This window comes from Nocardiopsis sp. NPDC057823 (genome assembly GCF_042797335.1).
Classification (GTDB): Bacteria; Actinomycetota; Actinomycetes; order Streptosporangiales; family Streptosporangiaceae; genus Nocardiopsis; species Nocardiopsis changdeensis.
The window spans coordinates 274,711-301,192 of the sequence record NZ_JBHVLR010000004.1 but is presented as its reverse complement, the minus strand read 5'-3'; the positions used below and the strand labels follow the sequence as shown (position 1 = coordinate 301,192).

The 26,482-nt window shown below is 72.6% G+C and carries 17 protein-coding genes; 16 read left to right on the top strand and 1 reads right to left on the bottom strand.

The genetic code is table 11. The annotated features are described in order from the left end of the window. The first annotated feature begins 62 nt into the window (after positions 1-62). The 16 genes from ACFVNO_RS10035 to ACFVNO_RS09960 all read left to right on the top strand — a co-directional run bounded on the left by ACFVNO_RS10035 (position 63) and on the right by ACFVNO_RS09960 (position 24,665). Positions 63-2,771, top strand: coding sequence for an EAL domain-containing protein (locus ACFVNO_RS10035; RefSeq protein WP_355258393.1), 2,709 nt, complete (start codon positions 63-65; stop codon positions 2,769-2,771). Between the two features lie 414 nt (positions 2,772-3,185). Continuing rightward, on the top strand, positions 3,186-4,946 hold the full coding sequence (locus tag ACFVNO_RS10030) for an acetolactate synthase large subunit (RefSeq protein WP_378891196.1): 1,761 nt from the start codon (positions 3,186-3,188) through the stop codon (positions 4,944-4,946). Positions 4,947-4,965: 19 nt separating this feature from the next. Then, positions 4,966-5,490, top strand: coding sequence for an acetolactate synthase small subunit (ilvN, locus tag ACFVNO_RS10025; protein ID WP_220563144.1), 525 nt, complete (start codon positions 4,966-4,968; stop codon positions 5,488-5,490). A gap of 74 nt (positions 5,491-5,564) precedes the next feature. Beyond that, positions 5,565-6,560, top strand: coding sequence for a ketol-acid reductoisomerase (gene ilvC, locus ACFVNO_RS10020; RefSeq protein ID WP_220563143.1), 996 nt, complete (start codon positions 5,565-5,567; stop codon positions 6,558-6,560). 156 nt (positions 6,561-6,716) lie between these two features. Next, entirely contained in the window at positions 6,717-8,306 is a 1,590-nt protein-coding gene (serA, locus tag ACFVNO_RS10015) for a phosphoglycerate dehydrogenase (RefSeq protein ID WP_355258385.1), read from the top strand. A gap of 310 nt (positions 8,307-8,616) precedes the next feature. Beyond that, positions 8,617-8,961 (top strand): hypothetical protein, encoded by a 345-nt coding sequence (locus ACFVNO_RS10010; RefSeq protein ID WP_355258382.1) that lies wholly within the window; start codon positions 8,617-8,619, stop codon positions 8,959-8,961. Then, entirely contained in the window at positions 8,958-10,937 is a 1,980-nt protein-coding gene (locus ACFVNO_RS10005; RefSeq protein WP_355258380.1) for a hypothetical protein, read from the top strand. The genes ACFVNO_RS10010 and ACFVNO_RS10005 overlap by 4 nt, the downstream gene beginning before the upstream one ends. Then, on the top strand, positions 10,934-12,907 hold the full coding sequence (locus ACFVNO_RS10000; protein ID WP_378891189.1) for a glycosyltransferase: 1,974 nt from the start codon (positions 10,934-10,936) through the stop codon (positions 12,905-12,907). The genes ACFVNO_RS10005 and ACFVNO_RS10000 overlap by 4 nt, the downstream gene beginning before the upstream one ends. A gap of 10 nt (positions 12,908-12,917) precedes the next feature. Then, on the top strand, positions 12,918-14,513 hold the full coding sequence (locus ACFVNO_RS09995; protein WP_355258372.1) for a glycosyltransferase family A protein: 1,596 nt from the start codon (positions 12,918-12,920) through the stop codon (positions 14,511-14,513). An 11-nt stretch (positions 14,514-14,524) separates the two neighbouring features. Then, complete coding sequence (locus tag ACFVNO_RS09990; RefSeq protein ID WP_355258369.1) at positions 14,525-16,105, top strand: glycosyltransferase family 2 protein; 1,581 nt, start codon at positions 14,525-14,527, stop codon at positions 16,103-16,105. Positions 16,106-16,693: 588 nt separating this feature from the next. After that, the gene (locus ACFVNO_RS09985) at positions 16,694-17,755 is read left to right on the top strand and encodes a 3-isopropylmalate dehydrogenase (RefSeq protein ID WP_220563134.1); all 1,062 of its coding nucleotides are present in this window, start codon (positions 16,694-16,696) and stop codon (positions 17,753-17,755) included. Between the two features lie 219 nt (positions 17,756-17,974). Beyond that, positions 17,975-19,099 (top strand): branched-chain amino acid aminotransferase, encoded by a 1,125-nt coding sequence (locus tag ACFVNO_RS09980; protein ID WP_220563133.1) that lies wholly within the window; start codon positions 17,975-17,977, stop codon positions 19,097-19,099. 316 nt (positions 19,100-19,415) lie between these two features. Next, positions 19,416-21,032, top strand: coding sequence for a citramalate synthase (gene cimA, locus ACFVNO_RS09975; RefSeq protein WP_378891183.1), 1,617 nt, complete (start codon positions 19,416-19,418; stop codon positions 21,030-21,032). Positions 21,033-21,322: 290 nt separating this feature from the next. Beyond that, positions 21,323-22,294 carry a carbohydrate ABC transporter permease gene (locus ACFVNO_RS09970; protein WP_378891180.1) on the top strand — a complete coding sequence of 324 codons (972 nt, stop codon included), beginning with the start codon at positions 21,323-21,325 and terminating at the stop codon, positions 22,292-22,294. Continuing rightward, positions 22,291-23,196, top strand: coding sequence for a carbohydrate ABC transporter permease (locus tag ACFVNO_RS09965; RefSeq protein ID WP_355258364.1), 906 nt, complete (start codon positions 22,291-22,293; stop codon positions 23,194-23,196). The genes ACFVNO_RS09970 and ACFVNO_RS09965 overlap by 4 nt, the downstream gene beginning before the upstream one ends. 71 nt (positions 23,197-23,267) lie before the next feature. After that, complete coding sequence (locus tag ACFVNO_RS09960; RefSeq protein WP_378891177.1) at positions 23,268-24,665, top strand: ABC transporter substrate-binding protein; 1,398 nt, start codon at positions 23,268-23,270, stop codon at positions 24,663-24,665. 68 nt (positions 24,666-24,733) lie between these two features. On the opposite strand, the gene ACFVNO_RS09955 is transcribed toward ACFVNO_RS09960, so the two are convergent. Next, positions 24,734-26,458, bottom strand: a complete 1,725-nt coding sequence (locus tag ACFVNO_RS09955) for a hypothetical protein (RefSeq protein WP_378891174.1) — start codon at positions 26,456-26,458, stop codon at positions 24,734-24,736. Between the last annotated feature and the right edge of the window lie 24 nt (positions 26,459-26,482).

Here is a 26,482-nt window from a genome sequence, read left to right as displayed (position 1 = left end):
GAGAGAGCGTGTCCGCGGCGATCCGCCACGGAGTCCACAGCGCGCCCGCTGGGAGGTCGGTAATGGGAACCCGGGCACGTCGCCTGTCGGTCAGCGGGCTCGTCGCCTTGTTCCTCGTCTACCTCGCGGCGACCCTGGTCCCCGTCGGGGCGGAGGGCACCGTCGCGTCCCTGCTCGGCGAGTGGCCCGCCTCCGCGGCGGCCGGGGCCGCGGGCGCGTCCCTGCTGCTGGCCTCGCGCCGCTGGGCGGCCACCGGCGCCGACCGGGAGGCCCACGCCGACGGCGCGGACGGCCCGGCCGCGCTGCGCAACCTCGGCTTCGCCGCCCTGGCCTGGTGCGCGGGCGGCGTCACCCACGGCATCACCCGGATACTCAGCTCCGGGTCGGTGCTGTCCCTGACCCTGGGCGACCTGTTCGCGCTGGCGGCGCTGCCGCTGTTCGTGGTGGGGTTCACCCGCTTCGCCCCCTGGCCGGGGGGCCTGCGCACCGCGCTGCGGCACATCACCGACAGCTACGTGTGCGCGGCCGCCGTCTTCGCCGTGGTGTGGCTGCTGCTGTTCTCGCCGCTCTACGACGAGCTGGGCGAGGGCTCGGGGGTGCTGGGCTTCGCCCTGGTGTACCCGGTGGCCGACATCGCGGTGCTGTGCCTGCTGATCCCGCTGGTCTTCATGTCGCCGCACAGCACGCGGCGCGCGGTGCTGCTGGCGATCGGCGCGCTCATCGTCATCGCCGCCTCGGACATGATCGGCGCCATCAGCCGCCTGACCGGGCCGCCGGTGCTGGGCGGGCTGGAGCACCCCGTCCGCTTCCTGGGGTTCGCGCTGATGGGGGCGCTGCCGTGGCTGGTGGAGCACCGCCCCGGCGCCCGGCCGCGCAGGATCACCGGGCGGGGCCTGTACCGGTTCGCCCCGGAGCTGGCCGCGGTGGGCGCCGTCGCGGTCTCCGCGGTGGTGCTCACGGTGGCGGGCCTGCGGCTGCCGGGGGTGGCCCCGGTGCTGCCGCTGGCGGCGGGCACCGCCGTGCTCGTGCTGCTGGTGCGCATCCTCGGCATGCTGGAGGAGAACGCGACCCTCACCCGGATGGTGCGCAACCGCGAGGGGCACTTCCACGAGCTGGCCCGCAACAGCGGCGACGTCATCCTGGTGCTGGACCGCGACGGCGGGGTGACCTACGTCAGCCCGGGCACCGCGGAGGCGTTCGGGTACCGGCTGGACGACGTGCTGGCCGCGCCGGTGACGGCGCTCATCCACCCCGAGGACATGGACCGCGTCGAGGCGGTCACCGCCCTGTTCGACGCGCGCGACGGCCAGGGCGTGCACCTGAGGCTGCGCGTACGCGCGGCGGACGGCACCTGGCGGCACACCGAGTCCACGGTGTCCCTGTACGAGCAGCCCGGCGAGCCGGACCGGCTGCTGGTGACCACCCGGGACATCAGCGCGCAGGTGGCGCTCCAGGACGAGGTCGAGCACCTGACCTTCCACGACGGGGTGACCGGGCTGCCCAACCGGGCCTACCTGGAGGAGCGGGCCAGCGACGTGCTGGCGCACCGGGCGATCAGCGACGAGCCCACCGGGGACATCGCGGTGCTCTTCCTGGACCTGGACGGGTTCACGGCGGTCAACGACTCCGCCGGGCACGTGCGCGGCGACCACCTGCTGGCGCAGGCGGCGCGCAGGCTGCGCGGGGAGCTGGAGTCGGGTGCGACGCTGGCGCGCTGGGGCGGCGACGAGTTCGCCGTCCTCATCGAGGGCGTGCCCCGGGCGCAGCGGGTGGTGGACCTGGCCGAGCGGCTGGGCCGGGTGATCGCCTCGGAGCCGTTCCAGGTGGCCGACCGGGAACTGGTGCTGACGGCCAGCCTGGGGGTGGCCTTCGCCGAGCCGGACACCGACAGCGGCGACCTGCTGCGCAACGCCGACGTGGCGCTGACCCGGGCCAAGGAGCGCGGGCCGGGCAACGTCGAGGTGTACGCGGCGCACATGCACGACACGGTGGTGTCCCGGCTGGAGCTCCAGATCCGGCTGCGCCGGGCGCTGGCGGAGGGCGAGTTCTTCCTGGAGTACCAGCCCATCGTGGACCTGGGCACCTCCCAGGTGACGTCGGTGGAGGCGCTGGTGCGCTGGAACCGCGACGGCGAGACCGTGGGCCCGGACGGGTTCCTGGGCGCGGCCGAGGAGTCCGGGCTGATCGTGCCGCTGGGGGAGTGGATCCTGCGGGAGGCGTGCGAGAAGGTCGCGGTGTGGCGGGTGTCGGACTGGGACATCGGCCTGTCGGTCAACCTGTCCGTCAAGCAGGTACTGTCGCCGCGCTTCGTGGAGGCGGTGGAGTCGGCGCTCGCCGAGTCCGGCCTGTCCGCCGAGGTGCTCACCCTGGAGGTGGACGAGGACGTCCTGCTCGACGGCGGCGGCGAGGCGGTGCAGCGCCTGGCGGAGCTGCGGGAGCTGGGCGTGCAGCTGGCCATCGACGACTACGGCATGGGGTACGCCTCGCTGGCGCACCTGCGCCGGCTGAGCGTGGACGCCATCAAGGTCGACCCGTCGTTCATCGCCGACCTGGGCCGCGACGACACGGTCACCCTGCTCACGCACACGATCATCCAGCTCGGCCGGGACCTGGGCGTCCAGGTGGTCGCCGAGGGCATCGAGCGCCCCGAGCAGCTGGAGCAGCTGCGGGCGATGGGCTGCGACCGCGGCCAGGGCTTCCTGGTCGCCCGCCCCATGGCCGCCTCCGGGGTGGAGTCCCTCGTCGGCGGCGAGGCCGGCGCCAACCTGTGAGGGGCCGTACCCGGCGGCCGCGTTAAGGCGGGCTAACGGGTGGACTCCATGGCCCCTGTTACGTGTTCTCCGTTACACGTAACAGGGGCTTTTTCGGTGTTCGTCCTGTTCGGAGGGGTGTCCGCGGGGTGTCGGCGGTCGCATACTGACATTGTCGTCTCAGTATGCGAGACAATATGAAGTTCTGGTTGACGGGCGGACGCCTCTTCGGCCAAGGTTGGGAGCGTGAAGAGCAACTCCCTGATTCTCGTACTTGGTCGGCGCGCAGCCCACTGAGTCACTTCTGCTGCGCGCCACCCCTCGACCGCCATGGGCGGTGGGGGTTTTTTTATTGCCGCACCAGGCCACGACGAGTCAGTCCCACCACGAACCAGAGCCCCCGTGCCGCTCTGGGCCCTCGCTAAGGATCTTGAGATGACCGAGCAGATGACCGGCGCACAATCGCTGATCAGGTCGCTGGAGCAGGTCGGTGTCGACACCGTCTTCGGGATTCCCGGCGGCGCCATCCTTCCCGCCTACGACCCCCTCTACGACTCCGCGAAGGTGCGCCACATCCTCATGCGCCACGAGCAGGGCGCCGGTCACGCAGCCGAGGGTTACGCCTACGCCACCGGCCGGCCCGGGGTCTGCATGGCCACCAGCGGCCCCGGTGCCACCAACCTGGTCACGCCGCTGGCGGACGCCTACATGGACTCGGTGCCCATGGTCGCCATCACCGGGCAGGTCGCCTCCCCGATGATCGGCACGGACGCCTTCCAGGAGGCGGACATCTGCGGCATCACGATGCCGATCACCAAGCACAACTTCCTGGTCAAGGACGTGCGCGACATCCCGCGCACGGTCGCCGAGGCGTTCCACATCGCCTCCAGCGGCCGCCCCGGCCCGGTCCTGGTCGACATCTCCAAGGACGCGCTCCAGGCCGGCGCCGAGTTCGTCTGGCCCGAGCGCCTGGACCTGCCCGGCTACCGCCCGGTCACCAAGCCGCACGGCAAGCAGGTCCGCGAGGCCGCCCGGATGATCCTCGACGCAAAGCGCCCCGTCCTGTACGTCGGCGGCGGCGTCCTGCGCGCCGGCGCCTCGGCCGAGCTGCGCGTCCTGGCCGAGCTGACCGGCGTCCCGGTCGTCACCACGCTGATGGCCCGCGGCGTCTTCCCCGACAGCCACCCCCAGTTCGTCGGCATGCCGGGCATGCACGGCGACGTCGCCGCCGTCGGCGCCCTCCAGAAGGCCGACCTGATCGTCGCCCTGGGGGCCCGGTTCGACGACCGCGTCACCGGCCGGCTGGACAGCTTCGCCCCCGACGCCAAGGTCGTCCACGCCGACATCGACCCGGCCGAGGTCTCCAAGAACCGCCACGCCGACGTGCCCATCGTCGGCGACTGCCGCGAGGTGCTCGCCGACCTGGTGGTCGCCGTCCGCGGCGACCAGGAGAAGGGCCGCGCCGGGGACTACGGGGCCTGGTGGCAGCAGCTCGGCCGCCTCCAGGAGACCTACCCCAAGGGCTACGACGCCCCCGACGACGGCACCCTCTCCCCGCAGATGGTCATCGAGCGGCTGGGCAGGGTCGTCGGCCCCGAGGCCACCTATGTGGCGGGCGTCGGCCAGCACCAGATGTGGGCCGCCCAGTTCATCGACTACGAGCGCCCCGGCGCGTTCGTCAACTCCGGCGGCCTGGGCACCATGGGCTTCTCCGTCCCCGCCGCCCTGGGCGCCAAGGTCGGCGACCCGGACCGCACGGTCTGGTCGATCGACGGCGACGGCTGCTTCCAGATGACCAACCAGGAGCTGGCCACCTGCGCCATCGAGGGCATCCCCGTCAAGGTCGCCGTGGTCAACAACGGCAACCTGGGCATGGTCCGGCAGTGGCAGACCCTGTTCTACGAGGGCCGCTACTCCAACACCGACCTGCAGACCTCGCCCCGCGACGAGAAGGTCCGCATTCCGGACTTCGTCAAGCTGTCGGAGGCGTACGGTTGTGTCGGCCTGCGGTGCGAGCGCGCGGAGGACGTCGACGCCACCATCGAGAAGGCCATGGCGATCGACGACGTCCCGGTCGTCATCGACTTCACGGTCAACCACGACGCGATGGTCTGGCCGATGGTCGGGCCCGGCGTCAGCAACGACAACATCCAGTACGCGCGCGACATGGCGCCGAGCTGGGACACCGAGGACTAAGAGGAGCAGGCCGACCACCATGAGCCGTCACACGCTTTCCGTCCTGGTGGAGGACACCCCGGGCATCCTCGCCCGCGCCTCTGCCCTCTTCTCCCGCCGCGGGTTCAACATCGACTCGCTCAGTGTCAGCACCACCGAGTATCCGGGCCTGTCCAGGATGACGATCGTGGTCAACTGCGACCTCCACCCCTTGGAGCAGGTGACCAAACAGCTCAACAAGCTGATCAACGTCGTCAAGATCGTGGAGATGGACACCACCGCGTCGGTCCAGCGCGAGCTGCTGCTCGTGAAGGTCAAGGCCGACGCGTCGAGCCGCACCCATGTGCTTCAGACGGCCGAGCTGTTCCGCGCGCACGTCGTGGACGTCAGCCCGGACGTCGTCGTCATCGAGGCCACCGGCGACCCCGAGAAGCTCGATGCCCTGGTGAAGAACCTGGAGCCGTTCGGCATCCGGGAACTGGTCAAGTCAGGGCTGGTCGCCCTGGGGCGCGGGCCGCGGTCGATCACCGACCGCTCCCTGCGGGCGGTCGAACGCACCGCCTGAGGATCCCGGCTCCCGGACACGGCCGGGTGCCCCCGCGTCCCCCAACGAATGTGAAGAACAAGGAGTAACCCCAAGTGGCAGCACAGATGTACTACGACGACGCCGCGGACCTCGGGCTCATCCAGAGCAAGAAGGTCGCCGTGATCGGTTACGGCAGCCAGGGCCACGCGCACGCGCTGTCGCTGCGGGACTCGGGCGTCGACGTCCGGATCGGCCTGGCCGAGGGCTCCAAGAGCCGCGCCAAGGCGGAGGAGGAGGGCCTGCGCGTCCTCACCCCGGCGGAGGCCACCCGCGAGGCCGACGTCATCATGATCCTGGTCCCGGACCACATCCACCGCGACCTGTACGCCGCGGAGATCGAGCCCAACCTGGAGCCGGGCAACGCCCTCTTCTTCGGCCACGGCTTCAGCATCCGCTACGGGCTCATCACCGCGCCCGAGGGCGTGGACGTCGCCATGGTCGCCCCCAAGGGCCCGGGCCACCTGGTGCGCCGCCAGTTCGAGGCCGGGCGCGGCGTCCCCTGCCTGGTCGCGGTCGAGAAGGACGCCAGCGGCCAGGCCTGGGACCTCGCGCTGTCGTGGGCCAAGGGCATCGGCGGCACCAAGGCCGGCGTCATCAAGACCACGTTCGAGGAGGAGACCGAGACCGACCTGTTCGGTGAGCAGGTCGTCCTCTGCGGCGGCACCGAGGAGCTGGTCAAGGCCGGTTTCGCCACCCTGGTCGAGGCGGGCTACCAGCCGGAGATCGCCTACTTCGAGTGCCTGCACGAGCTGAAGCTCATCGTCGACCTCATGTACGAGGGCGGCATCTCCAAGATGAACTGGTCGGTGTCGGACAACGCCGAGTACGGCGGCTACACCCGCGGTCCGCGCCTCATCACCGAGCAGACCCGCGAGGAGATGCGCAAGATCCTGCGCGAGATCCAGGACGGCTCCTACGCCAAGGAGCTCATGGACGAGTTCGACGCCGGGCAGCCGACGTTCACCAAGCGCCGCGAGGCCGAGCAGAACGAGCAGATCGAGAAGGTGGGGGCCGAGCTGCGCCCGCTGATGAGCTGGCTCAAGGGCTGAGCGGAGTCCTCGTGAGATGGGGGTGGGTGGCTACGACCACCCGCCCCCATCGGGCTTCCCTACCTCCGCAGTAGACTTCCTCCCGGCCGTCCTCACCCGATCGCGGTAGGGCCTGACCTGCGCGAATCGGGACGCACCACCCGAAAAGGAACCCCTGTGTCCAAACCCGCCGTACTCGTAGCGGAAGAACTCTCGCCCGCCGGAATCGCGCTGCTCGAAGAGGACTTCGAGGTCCGCCGCGTCGACGGCGCCGACCGGTCCCGGCTCCTGCCGGCCCTGGCCGACGTGGACGCGCTGATCGTGCGCAGCGCCACCAAGGTGGACGCCGAGGCCCTGGCCGCGGCCCCCCGCCTCCAGGTGGTCGCCCGGGCCGGCGTCGGCCTGGACAACGTGGACGTGGAGGCCGCCACCAAGGCGGGCGTGCTGGTGGTCAACGCCCCGACCTCCAACATCGTCAGCGCCGCCGAGCAGGCCGTGAACCTGCTGCTGGCCAGCGCCCGCAACACCGCCCCCGCGCACAACGCGCTGGTCAACGGCGAGTGGAAGCGGTCCAAGTACACCGGCGTCGAGCTGTACGAGAAGACGATCGGCGTCGTGGGCCTGGGCCGCATCGGCGCCCTGGTCGCCCAGCGCCTGCTGGCCTTCGGGACCCGGGTCATCGCCTACGACCCGTTCGTGCAGCCCGCGCGCGCCGCCCAGATGGGCGTGGAGATGACCACGCTCGACGACCTGCTCGGGCGCGCCGACTTCATCACCATCCACCTGCCCAAGACCAAGGACACCCTCGGCCTGATCGGCGAGGAGGCGCTGCACAAGGTCAAGCCGAACGTGCGGATCATCAACGCCGCGCGCGGCGGGATCCTGGACGAGGACGCGCTGTACCGGGCGATCAAGGACGGCCGGGTCGCGGGCGCGGGCATCGACGTGTTCGCCAAGGAGCCGTGCACGGACAGCCCGCTGTTCGAGTTCGAGAACGTGGTCGTGGCCCCGCACCTGGGCGCCAGCACCCACGAGGCGCAGGAGAAGGCGGGCACCCAGGTGGCCCGCTCGGTCAAGCTCGCGCTGTCCGGCGAGTTCGTGCCCGACGCGGTCAACGTGCAGGGCACCGGCGTGGCCGAGGAGATCAAGCCGGGCCTGCCGCTCACCGAGAAGCTGGGCCGGGTCTTCACCGCCCTGGCCGGCGCGCTGCCCAGCCGCATCGACGTGGAGGTGCGCGGGGAGATCGCCGCCCACGACGTCAAGGTGCTGGAGCTGGCCGCCCTCAAGGGCGTGTTCGCCGACGTGGTCGAGGACACGGTGACGTTCGTCAACGCCCCGCTGCTGGCCAAGGAGCGCGGTGTGGAGGTCGACCTCGTCACCAGCGACGAGAGCGGCGACTGGCGCAACCTCATCGCGGTGCGCGGCGTGCTGGCCGACGGCACCCGGGTGTCGGTGTCGGGCACGCTCACCGGTCCCCGCCAGGTCGAGAAGCTGGTGGAGGTCAACAACTACACCCTGGAGATCGGCCTGGCCGAGCACATGGTGTTCCTGTCCTACGACGACCGCCCCGGCGTGGTCGGCAAGGTGGGCGCCCTGCTGGGCGACGCCGGGGTCAACATCGCCGGCATGCAGGTCATCCGGGACCAGGAGGGCGGCCGCGCGCTCATCGCGCTGACCGTCGACTCCGCGGTGCCGGACGCGGTCCTGGCGTCGATCTCCGCCGAGATCGACGCCGAGGTCACCCGCCAGGTCGACCTGGAGGACTGACCCGGCCGCGCCGAGGGACGAGGAGGGGCCGCACCGTGAGGTGCGGCCCCTTTTCCGATGTTAAACGGCTTTTCTTGGAATTCGCCTTTTCTGTGAAGTCTGGGGTCGGTGAGGGATTTCCTGCCGATCGGCTCCGGGGCTTTCGGTATTCGGTGTCTCTGTTTACTCCTGCTTTCCTTTTTCGGCGGCGCCCTCTGCGGTCGGGGCTCATAAGGTTTCCTGGGACATATGAGTCGAACGGTTTTCCCTGGGGGCGGGGTTGAAGCTTTCGCGTTCTCGAATTCTCTTTCTCGGTGCACTTTCCGCCGGAATGGAGGTGGTGTTCCTGGGGGGCCTGGTCGCCTTCGGCCGCCTCTCCTTCCAGGACGCCGTCCAGCTGCTGGTGTGCACGGCGCTCCTCGGTACGTGCCTCGTCCTGGTCCTGGTGCTCCACCGGGTCAACCGCCAGCTCCGGACGCTCCGGGCCGGATTCGACCGGCAGGTCCGGGAGTTCGCCGAGATCTCCGGGGAGAACCGCGTCGAGCTCGTCGGCCGCGCCGACGACCTGGCCGAGCGCCTGACCCGCCTCGAACTCCGGCTCGCCTCCACGGGGGTGCGGATCACGCTGGACGGCCGCGACGCGGACGCCGCCCAGAGCCTGCGGAACCTCTCATGAGCCCCGCGCGGCGGACCCGGCTCGCCGGGTTCTTAGGACGCGGCCCCGTGCTGGTGTGCCGCTACGGCGGGGAGGGCGAACCGCCCCCGTCCGCGCTGCCCGGGAACGCGGTGTTCCTGGAACTGGAGGAACTGATCCGGGGGGAACGCCCCGCGTTCGACGGGGGACCCGGGTACGGGCAGGCGATGGTGATCGTTCCCGGAGTGCTCCGTCTACGGGCCCTGGTCCCGCACGCGCACCTGATCCCGTCCGTGCCCCGGCTCTCGGTCCTCATCGAGGCCTTCCGCGGGCCGGGCTCGCCCGTGCCGGCGTTCCCCGCGTCCCTTCCCGGCCCCGAACTCCTCGACTTCCGCGGCCGTGTGCTCCCCTGCGGCGGGCGCCTGGTCGAATTCGTCTTCGACAGCCCGGCACCGACGGCCGAGGTGTTGGCCGGGGTGGCCCGCGGCGCGCTCGGCGGCCGGCGCGGGGCGCCTCCCCTCCCCGTCGGCCGCGCGCTGGGCCCCGACGCGGGCTCGTGGCGGCCCGGGGAGCCCTTCCGCGCTCCTGCGGAACCGCTCGACCTCACCCTGCTCACCGGCGCGGGGACCCGCAACGACGACGTCCGGTCCCCGCACCTGGCCAGGCCCTCCGGGGCGGAGCTCTCCTGGGGTTCCGTGGGCCGGGCCGGTACCGACATCGCTCCGCTGCGTTCGCTGACCGTGGGGGATGTGCCTCCGGTGGATGAGCGTGTGGTGAACCCGGTGGGGTTCGTGCGGGGGTGTTCGTCGGTGGTGGGGCGGTTGGTGTGTCGGGAGGGGCGGTGGGTGCTGGTCGCGGGTGGTCGGGAGCGGTGGCGGGTTCCCGATGACGGGTCTGTGACCGATGTGGATGTGGCGGCGGTGCGTGATCTGCGTGCGGTGCGGGTGGAGTGGGGGCGCCATAGCGGTCCGTTGGCGGCGGTGCGTGCGGTGGCGGCGTTGGCGGTGGCGGGTGTTCCGGTGGTGTCGTCGGGTGTGCCTGCGTGGGCGGGGTGTCTGGGCGGGTCGTTGGTGGGGTTGATGGGTTCGGTGTCGGTGGCCGGGCTGGCGGACGCGCAGGTGCGTGAGGAGTTCAGTGTGCGGTTGCGTCGTGCGGCGTTGGGGTCGCACAGTGTGGCCGCGCGGTGGCGGGGGTTGGCGGTGCGGGCGGGGGTGGGGCCGGTTCCGGCGGCTTCGGTGTCGGTGGTGTTGTGCACGCGGCGGCCGGAGATGGTGGGGTTCGCGCTGCGGCAGGTGGGGCGGCAGCGGGGTGTGGATGTGGAGGTGGTGTTGGCGCTGCACGGGTTCGGTGCGGGTGTGCCGGGGGTGCGGGAGGCGGTGGAGGGGTTCCGGGCGTCGGGTGGCCGGCTGGTGGTGTGGGAGGCGCCGGGTGAGTGGGTGTTCGGTGCGGTGTTGAACGGGGCGGTGGCGCGGGCGTCGGGGTCGTTGGTGGCGAAGATGGACGATGACGACTGGTACGGGCCCGATCATCTGTCGGATCTGGTGTGGGCGCGTCGTTATTCGGGTGCGGACCTGGTGGGAACCGCGGCCGAATTCGTGTACCTGGAGCCCCTGGACGTCACGGTCAGGCTGGCCCAGCCGACCGAGTGCGCCTGGCACACCGCGGCGGGGGGCACCCTGTTCACGGACCGCAGGACACTGGAGGAGGCCGGGGGCTTCCCGGAGGTCCGTACCGGCGAGGACACCCGGCTGAACCTGGCCATCGGCAGGATGGGCGGCCGCATCCACCGCGGCCACGGCGGCAACTACGTGCTGCGCCGCAAGGCGTCCGGCCACACCTGGAGGGTGGGGAGCGGCTACTTCCTGAAGCACGGGGGCGAACGCCCCCTCCCCGGATGGCGGCCCAGTTCGCTGCTGGAGGCCGGGCCCGGCGAGGGGCCGCCGGGAGCGCGCCGGGCGGACCCGTGGACCGCGGGGGAGGAGCCCGCCCGCAGGGCGCCCGCGGAGGCGGCCCGGTGAGTGTGACGGAGCTCAACGGCGCGCTGCGCGCCGCTTCCCCGCGCGGGGCCCTGCTGTGCCACATCGGGCAGGGCACTTCGCGCCTCGCCCGCGCCGCCGCCACGGCGGGCGTCCGGCCCACGGACCTCGCGCAAGCCGACGCGGCCCCTCCGCCGGGGGCGGGGGACGGGCCCCTCGACCTCGTCGCCGTGCTGGCCGGGTCGATCACGGACCTGCGCCGCGGCATCCCCGCGACGGCGGGGCTCCCCGAGGCCGCCCGGGTCCTCGTCTGCGTCCGCTCGCCCGCCACCGCCCGGCGCCCGCCGCTGCCGGCCCTGCCGGACGCGGGCCGGTGGACCGGCCTCCTCGACGTGCGGGTCCGCCGGTCGGTCGGCTGGGGGTGGACGGCGGACCTCTTCTTCGAGTCCCCCGTGTCGGTGGCCGAGGTGCTGGCCGGGGTGGCCCGGGGGTTCCTGGGCGGCCGTCGCGGTACCGCCCCGGCGCCCCCCGCGGAGACGGCCGGGCCCGACGCCGGCCTGTGGCGCCCCGGCGAGGTCCCGCTGCGGGCGGCCGGCGGGAGCGAACCCGCCTCGGAGGTCCTCCCGGAGGCCGGGGAGGGGACCGGGGACCGGGGAGCGCCCCCGCGGCGCCCCCTCGCGGAGGGCTCCTGGGAACGGATCGGCTCCCCCGGCGCCGCGGACCTGTGCTCCCCCCTGCCCTCCGTGGGGGATGTGCCTCCGGTGGATGAGCGTGTGGTGAACCCGGTGGGGTTCGTGCGGGGGTGTTCGTCGGTGGTGGGGCGGTTGGTGTGTCGGGAGGGGCGGTGGGTGCTGGTCGCGGGTGGTCGGGAGCGGTGGCGGGTTCCCGATGACGGGTCTGTGACCGATGTGGATGTGGCGGCGGTGCGTGATCTGCGTGCGGTGCGGGTGGAGTGGGGGCGCCATAGCGGTCCGTTGGCGGCGGTGCGTGCGGTGGCGGCGTTGGCGGTGGCGGGTGTTCCGGTGGTGTCGTCGGGTGTGCCTGCGTGGGCGGGGTGTCTGGGCGGGTCGTTGGTGGGGTTGATGGGTTCGGTGTCGGTGGCCGGGCTGGCGGACGCGCAGGTGCGTGAGGAGTTCAGTGTGCGGTTGCGTCGTGCGGCGTTGGGGTCGCACAGTGTGGCCGCGCGGTGGCGGGGGTTGGCGGTGCGGGCGGGGGTGGGGCCGGTTCCGGCGGCTTCGGTGTCGGTGGTGTTGTGCACGCGGCGGCCGGAGATGGTGGGGTTCGCGCTGCGGCAGGTGGGGCGGCAGCGGGGTGTGGATGTGGAGGTGGTGTTGGCGCTGCACGGGTTCGGTGCGGGTGTGCCGGGGGTGCGGGAGGCGGTGGAGGGGTTCCGGGCGTCGGGTGGCCGGCTGGTGGTGTGGGAGGCGCCGGGTGAGTGGGTGTTCGGTGCGGTGTTGAACGGGGCGGTGGCGCGGGCGTCGGGGTCGTTGGTGGCGAAGATGGACGATGACGACTGGTACGGGCCCGATCATCTGTCGGATCTGGTGTGGGCGCGTCGTTATTCGGGTGCGGACCTGGTGGGAACCGCGGCCGAGTACTTCTACCTCGAACCCCTGTCCCTCACCGTCCGGTGGGACACCTTCTCCGAATGCTTCGCCGAGCACGTCTCCGGCGCCTGCCTCCTCACCGACCGGACCCTCCTGGAGGAGGTCGGCGGGTTCCGCCCCCTCCCGGTGAACGAGGACGCCGCGCTCCTGGAGGGGGCCCGGGCCGCCGGGGCCGCCGTCTACCGCGCACACGGCCTGGGGCACGTCATCCGCCGGGCCGGGCGCGGCCACACCTGGCTGGAGCGGATGGGGTTCTTCCTGCGCGACAGGGGAACGCAGTGGCGGGGCTGGCGGCCCAGCGCCCTGCTGGAGAGCGACCCCGGCGACGCGCCCCCCGGAGAGGCAGGGGGCCCCGCCGGGGCACCGGAGCGGGGGACCCCCTCCGGGCAGAGCACGAGCGACTGAGGAGACGGCCGTGACACTCGTCGACCATGCCGGGCAGCAGGTACTCGGCTCCACCGCACCCGCCCCGCCGCCGGTCCTGCGGCACAACGACTACTCGGCGCTGGAGCCGCCCCCGGTGGGGGAGTGGTCTCCGGTGCTGGGTGTGAGTGTGGTGGTCCCGGCGTTCGGGGGGCAGGAGAAGCTGGACCTGACGTTGGCCTCGTTGGCGGCGCAGGGGTATCCGCCGTCGTTGACCGAGGTCGTGGTGGTGGACGACGGGAGTGCTCCGGCTCTGCGGCTGCCGGAGCTGCGCCCGGAGAACACGCGGCTGGTACCGGCCCTGCCCGGCGGCTGGGGGCGTGCCCACGCCGTGCACTCGGGCGCCCTGTCCTGCGGGGGCGAGGTGCTGCTGTTCCTCGACGCGGACATGGTGGTGTTCCGCGACCACCTGGAGGCGCAGATGCGCTGGCACCACCTGGCCGACTACCTCGCGGTCACCGGGAACCTGCGCGTCGTCGAGGACACCGGACACCCGCCCACCCCGCGGGAGGTGTTCGAGGCCGTGGGAAAGGGGGAGGAGGAGCGGCTGGTCGAGGGGCCGGGGCGGGAGATGGAGTGGCTGGCCAAGGCCTACCGTACGACCGGGGACCTGCGGAAGGCCGGCCCCCGGGCGCACCGGTGCTTCATCGGGGCCACGGGCTCGGTCCACCGGGCCTTCTACCACGAGAGCGGGGGCATGGACCCCACCCTCCTGCTGGGCGAGGACACCCATCTGGGGTTCCGCATGCTCCAGAACGGAGCCGTCTTCGTGCCCGAGCGCGCCGCGGGCAGCTGGCACCTGGGCCTCCCCCACATGGAGAGGCGCCGCGCGGAGGCGATGCGCTTCAACCGGACCTTCGTGGGCAACCGCCTCCCCTACATGGCGGACTCCCGGCGCGTCCGGGGGCGGCGGTGGCAGGTCCCCGGGGTCGACGCGGTGGTGGAGGCCGAAGGGCACACGTTCGAGGAGGTCGCGGCCACCGTCGACGCGCTGCTGCGCGGTGACGCGTCGGACCTGAGGATCACCCTGGTCGGCGCCTGGGAGCCCGAGCGGGCGGCCCGGAGCAGACCGGCGGACGGCCCCGGCCAGGACCTGCGCCTGATCCGGGAGCACTACGGCGCGGAGCCCCGGGTCCGCTTCGCCGCCGCGGTGCCCGGCGCAGACCCGGACGTCCCCTTCCGCCTCCTCCTGGCACCCGGTCAGGTCCTCGCCCCCCACGCCGTGGACCGGATGGTCGACCGGATGGAGAAGAGCCGGTGCGGGCTCCTGCGGGCCACCGTCCTCGGGAACGACCTGGGGGGACCCCGGCTCGAACGCACCGCGGCCTTCGCACGGGCGCGCCGGCTGGCCGGGGAGGGCGAGGACCTGGAGGCGATGGTCGACCGCGTTTACGGCGTCCACTGGATGGACGGCGATTCGGAGCTGTTCCAGGAGGCGCCGGAGGCCCCCGCCGACTGGGAGGAGCAGGTCGCGCGGGCCCTGGCGGCGGCCGAGGGGCACCGCGCACGGGCCCGGGCCCTGGAGGGCAGGTTCCGCCGGCTGACCGGGGGCGGGCTCGGGCGGCTGCTGTGGCGGGTCCTGGGATGAGGGGTGACGCTGTGACGGGTGTCCGTTCCGAGGGCCTCCCCGCGGGCGCGGCGTGTGCGCCGCGGCCCGTGGTCCGGCGCAACGACCACACCGTGCTGGGCCCTCCGGCGCTGGGGGAGTGGTCTCCGGTGCTGGGTGTGAGTGTGGTGGTCCCGGCGTTCGGGGGGCAGGAGAAGCTGGACCTGACGTTGGCCTCGTTGGCGGCGCAGGGGTATCCGCCGTCGTTGACCGAGGTCGTGGTGGTGGACGACGGGAGTGCTCCGGCTCTGCGGCTGCCGGAGCTGCGCCCGGAGAACACGCGGCTGGTACCGGCCCCGCCCGGCGGCTGGGGGCCGGGGCACGCGGTCCACTCGGGGGTCCTGGCCTCCGAGGGCGAGGTGGTGCTCCGGCTGGACGCGGACATGGTGGTGTTCCGCGACCACCTGGAGGCGCAGATGCGCTGGCACCACCTGGCCGACTACCTCGCGGTCCTGGGTGACACGGTGTTCGAGGAGGGACCCTTCCACGACCTGACCCCCGAGGGGGTGAGGAGTATGGTCCTCGCCGCCGAGTGGCCGCGCCGCCGGCGGGAGAACGCCGCCCGGCCGGCGTGGATCGCCGAACTGCTGGAGGCCGTCGCGGGGCCGGCGGGTGCGGCGCACCGCGCCTGGGAGGTGTTCACCGGGGCCTCGTTCTCGGTCCGCCGGGCCTTCCTGGAGGAGGCCGGGGGCATCGACCCCGCCCTGAGCCTGGGCGAGGACAGCGAGCTCGGTTACCGCCTGGCCCAGCGGGGGGCCGTCTTCGTCCCCGACCCCGAGGCGGTCGGCCGGCATCTGGGCGTGCCCGCCACGGAGCACGACGGACCGCGGGTCCTGCGGGCCTCGCGGCCCGCCAAGGAGGACCGGATCCCCCTGATGTGGAGCCGCCGACAGGCGGCGTGGCGCTCCTGGCGGGTCCCCTACGCGCAGATCGCGGTGGACACCCGGGGGCAGGGCTACGACGGGGTCGCGGCCGTGGTGGACGGACTCCTGGGCGGTGCGCCCGCGGACATCGAGGTGGTGCTCTCGGGGGAGTGGTCCAAGGCCGGCCCCGGACGGCACGGGATGCTGGACGACCCGGACCTCGACGTGCGCCTGCTGAAGGAGTACTACCGCTGCGAACCGAGGGTCCGCTTCTGCGAGGGGGGATTCGAGCCGCACCCGGACGCGCCCTTCCGGCTGCTGGTGCCGGCGGGTTTCCCGGTGGCGCCCCATGCCCTGGCGGTGATGGCGGGGATCGCCGACAGGGAGCGGGCGGGGCTGGTCCTGACCCGGGGCGGGGGACCGCGGCTGGAGCGGACCTCGGCCTTCGCCCGGGCCCGGCTCCTGGGCGCCTCCCCGGAGGACCCGGACGCCGTCGTGGCCGATGTGTGGGGGACGGCGGAGGCGGACCGGGACGCGGTCGCCGCGACGGGGGAGGCGCCGGAGCCTCCCCCCTCGGACTGGGACAGGCGCCTGAAGAAGGCGCTCCGGAAGGCGGAGCGGGCCGAGGAGGAGGCCGACCGCTGGGAGCGGCGGATCCGTGCGCTCACACGGGGCCGCTGGACCGGGCTGACCCTGTGGGGGACGCGCTGACGACAGGGCAGGGGCGCGGTGTCCGATCGGAGGCCGCACCCCTTCTGTTCCGAGGTGGAACGCGGGCGCTCCCACCTGCGGCGACACGCGGTCGTCTCACATCGTGAGAACTTCTGGCCACATAGTTGGACATCCGATATTCTGTCGTCCTAGGAGCCAGCGGTGTCCGACTCCACCGGTCGACGCCGCCGTCCGCCGCTTCCGCCCGCCCCCACCCGGGTCCGCGGAGGCGGCCCCGGCGACCCCGCCGGGAACCACGCTCCCGTCTTTCTCTCATCTCTCGCGGTCACCGTGGACCGCGGCATCCGCACGGCGCGCCCATCCGGCCCGAGTGCACGCGATGCCGGTCACGCACCGCAATCGGAGTCCCACATGATGTACGACATGGTCGAGTACCCGTCCGCCTCCGACGTCGACGACGAGATCCACCGCGCGCTCCAGGACGCCCTGAACCGCCGCGACTGAAAGGTCGGGCGACGGACGCCGCCGGTCTCGCGGACCGGTATGGTTGTCTCATTCAGTGTTCATTCTGATCTCACCATGTGAGAAGTAGCCGGTGGGATCGCGATCGGAGCAGAGGCAGGCCGCATGGCAGCGCGCACGGTGAAACTGGCCGTCATCCCCGGCGACGGGATCGGACCCGAGGTCGTCGCCGAGGGCCTCAAGGTGCTGGAGGTCGCCGCCGCCCGGCACGACCTCGCCGTCGAGACCACCGAGTACGAGCTCGGCGCCCGGCTCTGGCACCGCACCGGCGAGACCCTGCCCGACTCCGTCGCCGCGGAGCTGGCGCAGCACGAGGCCGTCTACCTGGGCGCGGTCGGGGACCCCACGGTCCCCAGCGGCGTCCTGGAGCGCGGCCTGCTGCTGCGCCTGCGCTTCGACTTCGACCACTACGTCAACCTGCGCCCCGTGCGCCTGTACCCCGGCGTGGAGAGCCCGCTGGCCGGAGTGGGCCCCGAGGACATCGACATGCTCGTCGTCCGCGAGGGCACCGAGGGCCCCTACGCCGGGGCCGGCGGCGTCCTGCGCAAGGGCACGCCGCACGAGATCGCCACCCAGGACAGCGTCAACACCCGCTTCGGCGTGGAGCGCGTCGTCCGCTTCGCCTTCGCCAAGGCCGCCGAGCGCCCGCGCAAGAAGCTCACCCTGGTCCACAAGGACAACGTCCTGACCTTCGCGGGCGAGCTGTGGCAGCGCGTCGTCCGCGAGGTCGGCGCCGAGTACCCGCAGGTCTCGGTCGACTACTGCCACGTCGACGCCGCGGCGATGTTCTTCGTCAACCAGCCCGCCCGGTTCGACGTGATCGTCACCGACAACCTGTTCGGCGACATCATCACCGACATCGGCGCCGCCATCACCGGCGGCATCGGGCTGGCCGCCAGCGGCAACGTCAACCCGGACCGGACCTTCCCGAGCATGTTCGAGCCGGTCCACGGCTCGGCCCCCGACATCGCCGGGCAGGGCAAGGCCGACCCGACCGCCACCGTGCTGTCGGCCGCCATGCTGCTGGACCACCTCGGCGTCCCCGAGGCGGCCCGCCGCATCGAGGCCGCGGTCTCCGCCGACCTCAAGTCCCGTGCCCCCGGCGAGACCCGCTCCACCTCCCGCATCGGCGACGACCTCGCCGCGCGAGTAGCCGAGCAGGGCTGACGCCCCGCGTCGGCCCTGCCCCGTCGATGGACCAGGGCGCGGCCGACCGGCACAGCCACCGCGAACACCCGTGAGGGCGCGCCCGGACATCCCCGGGCGCGCCCTCGCCGTGTTACGGGCCCGTTGCTCCCGCTCTGGCACAGGGTGCGCTCTTCCGACAGACTAGATCCCAGGTCGGCGGCGCTGCCGACCTGATGCACCCGAGAGGACCGACGAGTCATGACCAACGACAACACCACCACGAGCGGGTTGGCGTTCGACATCCAGCTCTCCGACCGGCGGAAGACCCCGCAGGAGCGAGAGGCACTGCTGGAGAGTCCGGGGTTCGGCCAGGTGTTCACCGACCACATGGTGAGCATCCGCTACACCGAGGGCAAGGGGTGGCACGACGCGAAGCTGGAGCCCTACGGCCCGCTGAGCCTGGACCCGGCCACCTCCGCGCTCCACTACGCCCAGGAGATCTTCGAGGGGCTCAAGGCCTACCGCCACCCCGACGGCTCCCTGGCCTCCTTCCGGCCCGAGGCCAACGCGGCCCGCTTCAACCGGAGCGCCGCCCGCATGGCCATGCCGGAGCTTCCCGAGGACCTGTTCCTCAAGTCCATCGAGCTGCTGCTGGAGCACGACGGCGAGTGGGTCCCCACCAAGCCCGACTTCAGCCTCTACCTGCGCCCGTTCATGATCTCGACGGACGTCGGCCTGGGGGTCAACCACCCCTCCCGCAGCTACGTCTACCTGCTCATCGCCTCCCCGGTCGGCTCCTACTTCTCGGGCGGCATCAAGCCGGTCACCGTCTGGCTGTCCACGGACTACACGCGCGCCGCCCCCGGCGGCACCGGCGCGGCCAAGTTCGCGGGCAACTACGCGGCCAGCTTCCTGGCCCAGGCCCAGGCCGTGGAGAAGGGCTGCGACCAGGTGGTCTGGCTGGACGCCCGCGAGCACCGCTGGGTCGAGGAGATGGGCGGCATGAACCTGTGGTTCGTGTTCGGCTCCGGTGAGAACGCGCGCCTGCGCACGCCCCCGCTGACCGGCACGCTGCTGCCCGGCATCACCCGCGAGTCGCTGCTGACCCTCGCCCCCGACCTGGGCATCCCGGCGGAGGAGAAGCCGATCTCCACCGAGGAGTGGCGCAAGGCCGCCGAGTCGGGCGAGCTGACCGAGGTCTTCGCCTGCGGCACGGCCGCGGTGATCACCCCGGTCGGGTTCGTCAAGAGCGACGAGGGCGAGTTCACCATCGGCGACGGCACCCCCGGCCCGATCACCATGCGCCTGCGCGAGGAGCTGGTGGGCGTGCAGACCGGGCAGCGCCCCGACGAGCACGGCTGGGTGACCCGCTTCGGGAAGTAGACCCGGACGCGGGACACCGAACGCGGGCCGCCGGGGTCTCCCCGGCGGCCCGCGGCGTCCGGCCCGGCCCCGCCCGATTCGTCCAGTGGGAGAAATCACTGTCCCACATGTTGGGACAATCGGTCCGCGGGCGGGGTCACGGACGTCGTCCTGTGGCACACTGGCCGCATGCCGTCTCAGGTGATCATCATCGTGAGGCGCGCCGGCTGACAACGGACCTGGCCGGCGCGCAGACCTCTCATGTCCATGGGGGGTCTTTTTTGTTGGCCGGGTCCGGGTCGGTCCTCCACAGCATCCACCTTCGGGAGTTCCACCCATGAGGAACGACGGTTTCCACGTTTTCGACACCACGCTGCGCGACGGGGCCCAGCGCGAGGGGATCAATCTCCGGGTCTCCGACAAGCTGGCCATCGCCGCGCTGCTGGACGACTTCGGGGTGGGGTTCATCGAGGGAGGGTGGCCGGGGGCGAACCCCAAGGACACCGAATTCTTCCAGCGGGCTTCACAAGAGCTCTCGCTGAAGCACGCGCAACTCACCGCGTTCGGCGCGACCCGCCGGGCCGGTGTGAGGGCCGCCGACGACCCCATGGTGGCCGCGCTGCGCGACAGCGGCGCGCCGGTCGTCACCCTTGTCGCCAAGAGTGACGACCGGCACGTCGAGCGCGCACTGCGCACGACCCTCGACGAGAACCTCGCCATGATCGCCGACACGGTGTCCTACCTGCGCGAACACGGCCAGCGCGTGTTCGTGGACTGTGAGCACTTCTTCGACGGGTACCGGCACGACCCGTCCTACGCCCTCGACGTCGTGCGCACCGCGGCCGGCGCCGGCGCCGACGTCGTGATCCTGTGCGACACCAACGGGGGCATGCTCCCCGACGACGTCTTCCGCACCGTCACCGAGGTGCGCGAGGCCACCGGCGCCCGGCTGGGCATGCACGCCCAGGACGACACCGGGTGCGCCGTGGCCAACACCCTGGCCGCCGTGGACGCCGGCGCCACCCACGTGCAGTGCACCGCCAACGGCTACGGGGAGCGGGTGGGCAACGCCGACCTGTTCGCCGTGGTGGGGGCGCTCACCCTCAAGCGCGGCATGGACGTGCTCCCCCAGGGCTGCCTGGAGGAGATGACCCGGGTGTCGCACGCCGTCGCCGAGATCGTCAACCTGGCCCCGGACACGCACCGCCCCTACGTGGGGGTGTCGGCGTTCGCGCACAAGGCCGGGCTGCACGCCTCCGCGATCAAGGTCGACCCCGACCTGTACCAGCACACCGACCCGGCGCTGGTCGGCAACACCATGCGCATGCTCGTCTCCGACATGGCCGGGCGCGCGTCCATCGAGCTCAAGGCCCAGGAGCTGGGCCTGGACCTGGCCGGCGACCGCGCCCTGTCGGGCCGGGTCGTGGAGCGGGTCAAGGGCCTGGAGCTGTCGGGGTACAGCTTCGAGGCGGCCGACGCCTCCCTGGAGCTGCTGCTGCGGGAGGAGATGGGCGAGCCGGTCCGCTACTTCGAGACGGAGTCGTGGCGGGTCATCACCGAACGCCGCCCCCGGGACGGGGCACCGCTGTTCGGCGCGTACGAGAGCCTGACCGAGGCCACCGTCAAGCTGACGGTCAAGGGCGAGCGGGTCATCGCCACCGCCGAGGGCAACGGCCCGGTCAACGCGCTGGACCGGGCGCTGCGCTCCTCCATGGAGGGCGTGTACACGGCGCTGGCCGGACTGGAGCTGGTGGACTACAAGGTCCGCATCCTGGAGGGCAGCTCGGGCACCAACGCCATCACCCGCACGCTCGTCACGTTCAGCGACGGCGCGGGGGAGTGGACGACCGTGGGCGTGGGCCCCAACGTCGTGGACGCCTCCTGGGTGGCCCTGGAGCAGGCCTTCAACTACGGCCTGCTGCGCCAGGGGTACCCGCGCGAACGCGGCGTGTGACGGACGGCCGCCCGCCGCGGCACGGGACCCTCGACCGGACGGCCCCGGACGAGGGACCCGTCCCGCGCGGCGGGCCCCCGGACCGCGCCCGCCGACCTTCGGGGGCGGTGGACGCCGTCCCCGGGGTGCGGCCACCGTGTTCCGCGTCGCTCGATGCCGCGAACTTCTGGTGAACCCGCACGTTACGAGCGGTGATCGGTGCCGGACATAACCGCCCCGCGTCCCCCCGTTGGCACACCGTTCCCCCCGCAGGGGGGAAGCGGTCACCCGCCCGGACAAGACTGCGGGGCGTGTCCTCACCAACCACCCCCACCGGAGGGGGAGGGGGCGCGACCACCACCCCGACGGCCACCGCACCCCTGAAACCCCCGCAGGCGCGCCGTACCCGCCAGAGCAGGGAGACCGTGCTGGCCTGGGCGTTCCTGGCGCCCTCGATCGCGGTGTTCGCGCTCTTCCTCGCCTATCCCCTCGGCCGCACCGTGTACCTGTCGATGCACGGCAACGACATCATCGGCAGGCCCGACCGGTTCGTCGGGTTCGGCCACTTCGCCGAAATGGCCTCGCCCGAGTTCGGCGAGGTCCTGCTCACCACCCTGCTCTTCACGCTCGGCACCGTCGTTCCCGGGGTGCTCGGCGCGCTCGTCATCGTCCTCCTGCTGGAGGGCGTCATCCGCGGACAGCGCATCCTGCGCGGCGCCTTCGCCCTGCCCTTCGCGTTCTCCGTGGCCAGCGCCTCGGTGATCTTCGTGGTGTTCTACAGCTCCGGCAACAGCGTGCTCAACGGCATCCTGTACCGCGTCGGGCTCTCCCAGGTCCCCTGGCTGACCTCCCAGGAGATGGCCCTGTGGTCGGTGTGCATCACCACGGTCTGGATGAACCTCGGCTACGGGGTGCTCGTCCTGGCCGCCGGGATCGGCTCCATACCCAGGGAGGTCAACGAGGCCGCCCGCATCGACGGGGCCACCGGTGTGCGCCTGGCCCGCGACGTCACCGTCCCCATGCTCGGCCCGCAGCTGTTCTTCCTCATCGTGATCTCCACGATCAACGCCCTCCAGGGCTTCGGGCAGATCCACATCCTCACCCGGGGCGGGCCCAGCGGTTCCACGACCACCCTGGTCTACTCGATCTTCGAGCACGCCTTCGCCTACAGCACCAGCGACTTCGGCCGGGCCAGCGCCCAGGCCCTCGTCCTGCTGCTGGTGGTCCTGGTGTGCACCGCGGTCCAGTTCGGCGTCATCGAGCGGAAGGTGCACTACGCATGACCGCGGCCCCCCTCACCACCGTCGGACGCGGCGACCCGGCCCCGGCCCCTCCGGAGCCCCGGCGCCGCCGCCACCGGCCCTCCCCGCGCTTCCTGCTCGGCCGGGCGGTGCTCTACCTGCTGCTGCTCGTGTTCCTGGTCCCCACCCTGTTCCCGGTGTACTACGTGTTCGCCGGAGCGCTCATGGACCCCAGGGAGCTGTCGACCTTCCCGGCGCAGCTGCTCCCCACCGGGCTGCACACGGACAACATCACGGCCGCCCTGAACGCCGTACCGCTGGTGCGCATGTACGGGAACTCGCTCCTCATGGCGGGGATCATCACGGTCTCCCAGCTGGCCACCTCGGCCCTGGCCGCCTACGCCTTCGTGTTCCTGCGCTTCCGCGGATCGGCCGTGGTCTTCGCCCTGTTCCTGGCGACCCTGATGGTCCCGGGCGAGGCCACCTTCATCCCCAACTACCTGACCATCGCCTCCTGGGGCCTCACCGACACCTTCGCGGGCCTGGTCATGCCCTTCCTGGCCTACGCCTTCGGCACGTTCCTGCTGCGCCAGAGCTTCAAGCAGTTCCCCGGGGAGCTGTACGACGCGGCGCGCATGGACGGCATGGGGCACCTGCGGTTCCTGTGGACGGTCCTCGTCCCGCTCAGCCGTCCCGCGCTCAGCGCCGTCGGCGTCTACGTGTTCATCACCAGCTGGAACATGTACTTCTGGCCGCTGATCATCACCCGCAGCACCGAGATGCAGACCCTCCAGATCGGACTCAACAGCCTCAAGACCGGTGAGGCGTCCGACCCCGGCCTGCTCCTGGCCGGAGCGGCCCTCTCCGTCCTGCCCACCCTCGCCCTCGTGGTCTTCGGACAGCGCTTCATCGTCCGCGGGCTCACGGCCGGGGCGGTCAAGTAGCCGGACCCCGATCGCCCGCACCCCGAGAACCCGGGTGCGGTCCCCCTACCGACCACAGGAAGCGACGAAGCATGAGAATCTCCCCCCGGCGGCACGCGGTCCGTGCCGCCGCCCTGATCACCGGCCTGGGCCTGGTCCTGAGCGGCTGCTCCGGCGGCGGTGGTGGCGACAGCACCCTCACCGCACCCGGCGCGGAGGTCCTGGAGGGCCTGGACGAGGCGGTCCAGGTGGAGTTCTGGCACAGCATGGACGCCACCAACGGACAGGTGCTCGACGGTCTCATCGAGGAGTTCAACGCCCAGAACGAGGGCCGCATCGAGGTCACCGGCTCCTTCCAGGGCGACTACGACACCGCGCTGGCCAACCACCGGGCCGCCATCCAGCAGGGCGAGACCGCCGAGCTGATCATGATCTTCGACCTGGGCACCCAGTTCATGATCGACTCCGGGCAGACCGTGCCCGCGCAGTCCTTCATCGACGCGGACGGCTACGACACCGGGCCGATCGAGGACGCGCTGCTCAACTACTTCACGGTGGACGGCGAGCTGCGGTCCTTCCCGTTCAACAACTCCACCCCGCTGATGTACATCAACCGGGACGCCTTCGAGGAGGCGGGCCTGGACCCCGACTCCCCGCCCGCCGACCTCGCGGAGATCCGCGAGGCGGCCGAGAAGCTGACCGTCCGCGACGACGACGGCACCGTCGTGCAGTACGGGTTCGGGGCCGCCGTCTACGGCTGGTTCATCGAGCAGTTCATGGCCCGTGCCGGAGTCCCCTACTGCGACAACTCCAACGGCCGCAGCGGCCGGGCCGCGGAGGTGCTCTTCGACGACCCCAAGGTCGTCGAGATGGTCGAGTGGTGGCAGGGGATGGTCGACGACGAGCTCGCCCTCCAGATCGGCCGCAACACCGACGAGGCCCAGGCCGCGTTCAACTCGGGCCGGGTCGCGATGACCCTGGAGTCCACCGGTTCGCTGGGCGGCTTCATCGAGCAGGCCGACTTCGAGGTGGGCGCCGGGTACTTCCCGCTGGTCGCCGCGGGCGACCCGGGCGGCTCGATCATCGGCGGCGCCTCCCTGTGGATCAACGGCGAGGGGCACAGCGAGCAGGAGGTCCGCGCCTCCTGGGAGTTCGTGCAGTTCCTGCTGACCCCCGAGTCCCAGTCGAAGTGGCACGCCGGGACCGGCTACCTGTCCGTCAACACGGAGGGCTACGACGGTCCGGAGGCACAGGAGCGGGCCGAGGAGTTCCCGCAGTTCTCCGTGGCGGCGGCCCAGCTCGCCGACTCCGAGATCAACGAGAACACCGCCGGGTGCATGATGGGCGTCATGGCGGAGGCGCGCGCCGCCGCCGAGGAGGGCTGGGAGACCGCCCTGACCAGTGACACCCCCGCCGAGGAGGCCATGGCGGCGGCCGCCGACCGGCTGACCACCCCCATCGAGGAGTACAACGCCTCCGTGGAGGAGTGACCCCCGCTTCAAGGACCGCGGGCCGGGGGAGCGTCCTCCGGCCCGCGGCGGTGTCCGGGGCGGGCGGGTCAGGGAGCGCGGCGCACACGGGTCGCGGGCGGGGCGTCGGCGGTGTGCAGGAGCACCCCGCCGTCGTCGGCGCGCAGCAGCCAGTGGCCGCCGTCGCGTTCGGGGGTGCCGGGCCGGCCGTCGGGGTCCACCGCCCAGGCCAGGCCGCGGGCGACCGGCCCGGTCACCGGGTGCTCCAGGTAGGAGGAGACCCAGACGCCCAGTGCCGGGGCGTGGCCCCCGAGGGCGCCGAGGCGCTCCTGCTCGGCCTTGAAGGTCCTGCGGACGCGCGCCGCCCGGTCCTTGGCCTCCTTGAGGGCCTCGGGGTGTTCCGCGGCAAGCTCCCGGGGCGCCCGGGAGCCGGTCCTCCCGTCGGGTCCGGTGTACCGCAGGGCCACTCCCCCCTCCGTCACGGCGACCGTCACGCTGTGGCCGCCGACCCGCTCGGTGCGGGTCCCGTCGGGGCCGAGCCCGTGCGCGGGGACGGTGCGCTCCGCGGCCTCGGCGGCGGACAGGCCCATGCGGTCGGCCACCGTCCTCAGCGTGGCGTCGGCGTACCCCACCGCCGTCCGGTCCCGGAGCTCGGAGCGGATCTCCACCAGGGCCGCCAGCGACTCCGGACCGGGCAGCCGGTTGAACGTGAGGAGGAAGGAGCCGGCCCTGTCCAGCGCCCGGGGGCCGCGCCCGGCCGCGGGGACGCCCAGGTGCAGCACCAGGCGGCGCAGCAGGTCCGGCGCCCACCGCGGGACCGGGTCCAGCAGGGGCAACAGCTCGGACATCCCCCGCAGCAGGTGGCCGGCGTGCACGGCGATGTACTTCTCCCCGCGGTGGCGGACGTGCCCCGGCAGGTGGTGGTCGAGGCGGTCCCGCGCGGTGAGGGCGGGAACGGGATCGGGCAGGTCGGGCAGGTCCAGCGCCACCTCCAGGAACCCGCGCAGCGCCCCGTCGAGGTCGGTGAACCCGGCGAGCAGGTCGGGCAGGCCCTGTCGCCAGGTGTCCCCGTGGAAGGGCTGGAGGGAGTGCACGAGCAGGGCGGGCAGCCCCGGAGCGGTGAGCAGGTCCGGGCGCGCGGCGCGCAGCCGGTCGAAGAACCGGTCCCCGGCGTAGCAGAGCCCGTCGAGGGAGGCGGGGGCCTCGCCCAGCTCCAGCAGGGCCCCCAGCAGCCGGTGGTGGGCCTGCTCCCGGTCCCGGTCCTCGGCCGGGACGGACACCAGCCACTCCTCCAGGTGGGCGGCCACCGCGCGGACGGTGTCGGCGGAGGCGGCCAGGACGTGGCGCGGCGCCTTCGCGCAGGCGTTCACCGCCAGGTCGGAGGGGCGCAGCCCCAGGGCGCAGGTGCGCAGCAGCAGCGGGAGGGTGGCGCCGTCCCAGTCCAGCGCGGAGCGGGAGAAGTGGCGCTGGATCCGCCGGTGCCGCCGGGCCTCCTCCTCGGTGCGGGCCGGTGCCGCCTCCTCCGGCCCCGTGTACGGGGGCATGGTCGCCAGCGACCACACCAGGACACGGCGGAGGGTGTCATGGTCCAGGCCGTCCAGCAGGAGGTCCGCCCCCGTGCCGGGACGGCGGCTGGTGAGCCCCCAGGTCGGCAGGTGGTCCGCGGGGAGGGCGGCCACCTCGCGGTCGAACTCCGCCGCGGCCGCGGGCAGGGACGGGGTGTACAGCTCCTCGAGCAGGTCGGCGGCGGCGGGGGAGAGGGCGAACCCCCCGGCCTGCGCCTCGGCCCAGGAGCGTGCTGCGGAAGACGTCATCGGCGGCCCTTCGTACCGGTCGGT